General features: G+C 48.9%; 1 rRNA gene. It reads right to left on the bottom strand.

The annotated features are described in order from the left end of the window. Positions 1-1,470 (bottom strand): 23S ribosomal RNA (locus AB7A72_RS23690); the annotation flags it as partial. Between the last annotated feature and the right edge of the window lie 373 nt (positions 1,471-1,843).

The following is a 1,843-nucleotide window of genomic DNA, read 5'->3' as shown; positions in this document are numbered from 1 at the left end:
GACTACAGGCTTGAACCAACATATCCAACAGTTGGCTGAGCTAACCTTCTTCGTCCCCACATCGCACTACACATCGGTACGGGAATATTGACCCGTTTCCCATCAGTTACGCATCTCTGCCTCACCTTAGGGGCCGACTTACTCTACGCCGATGAACGTTGCGTAGAAAACCTTGCGCTTACGGCGAGCGGGCTTTTCACCCGCTTTAACGCTACTCATGTCAGCATTCGCACTTCTGATACCTCCAGCATCCGTTACCAGACACCTTCACAGGCTTACAGAACGCTCTCCTACCACGCACAGCAAAACTGTGCATCCGCAGCTTCGGTAACTGGCTTAGCCCCGTTACATCTTCCGCGCAGGACGACTCGATCAGTGAGCTATTACGCTTTCTTTAAATGATGGCTGCTTCTAAGCCAACATCCTGACTGTTTTAGCCTTCCCACTTCGTTTCCCACTTAGCCCGTTTTAGGGACCTTAGCTGGCGGTCTGGGTTGTTTCCCTCTTGAGTCCGGACGTTAGCACCCGGTGCTCTGTCTCCCAAGCTGTACTCTGCGGTATTCGGAGTTTGCATAGGTTTGGTAAGTCGCCATGACCCCCTAGCCTAAACAGTGCTCTACCCCCGCAGGTAATACTTGAGGCACTACCTAAATAGTTTTCGGAGAGAACCAGCTATTTCCAAGTTTGTTTAGCCTTTCACCCCTATCCACAGCTCATCCCCTAGTTTTGCAACACTAGTGGGTTCGGACCTCCAGTACCTGTTACGGCACCTTCATCCTGGCCATGGATAGATCACTTGGTTTCGGGTCTACACCCAGCGACTTGTCGCCCTATTCGGACTCGATTTCTCTGCGCCTTCCCTATTCGGTTAAGCTTGCCACTGAATGTAAGTCGCTGACCCATTATACAAAAGGTACGCCGTCACCCCTAAGGGCTCCGACTTTTTGTAAGCATGCGGTTTCAGGATCTATTTCACTCCCCTCCCGGGGTTCTTTTCGCCTTTCCCTCACGGTACTTGTTCACTATCGGTCGATGATGAGTATTTAGCCTTGGAGGATGGTCCCCCCATATTCAGACAGGGTTTCTCGTGCCCCGCCCTACTTGTCTGCAGCCTAGTACCACCAATGCGTTTTCACATACGGGGCTATCACCCACTATGGCCGGACTTTCCATTCCGTTTTGTTAACACACTGACTATCACTGCAAGGCTCTTCCGAATTCGCTCGCCACTACTATCGGAATCTCGGTTGATGTCTTTTCCTCTGGGTACTTAGATGTTTCAGTTCTCCAGGTTCGCTTCACTAAGCTATGTATTCACTCAGTGATACCTATTGCTAGGTGGGTTCCCCCATTCAGAAATCTCCGGATCAAAGTTTATTTGCCAACTCCCCGAAGCTTATCGCAGGCTATCACGTCTTTCGTCGCCTATCATCGCCAAGGCATCCACCACATGCTCTTAGTCACTTGACCCTATAACTTTGATATCTATCGCTAGATCTCTTAGCTCAAGAAGCAAGCAACTGCTTTGCGAGGTCTCTCACCTCGCGCGTTATGCCGTAATGTGAATATCTTTGCTGTAAACCCAGTTTCCCAGATTCACATTCTTGAAGAATATTCGTCATTACTGAATAAAAATTGCTCATCGCAAAGTTTCATTCGTTTTGACGCAATCAAATTGTTGCTGGCGGCACGGTGCAGTAAAACCTTTACGAATTTCTGCTTTCCACCAGCAACGCTGATTTTCGACTCTATGAATTTTTAAAGAACAGCCGTTTGATCCGGGAATCCGGAGTCAACAACAAAACAGTCTCTTGCGAAACCGCTTTGGTGTTGAGTGATAAGT

The organism is Comamonas sediminis (genome assembly GCF_041107495.1).
GTDB lineage: Bacteria > Pseudomonadota > Gammaproteobacteria > Burkholderiales > Burkholderiaceae_C > Comamonas > Comamonas sediminis.
The sequence above is the reverse complement of the archived record's forward strand: the minus strand, read 5'-3'. Positions and strand labels throughout refer to the sequence as shown.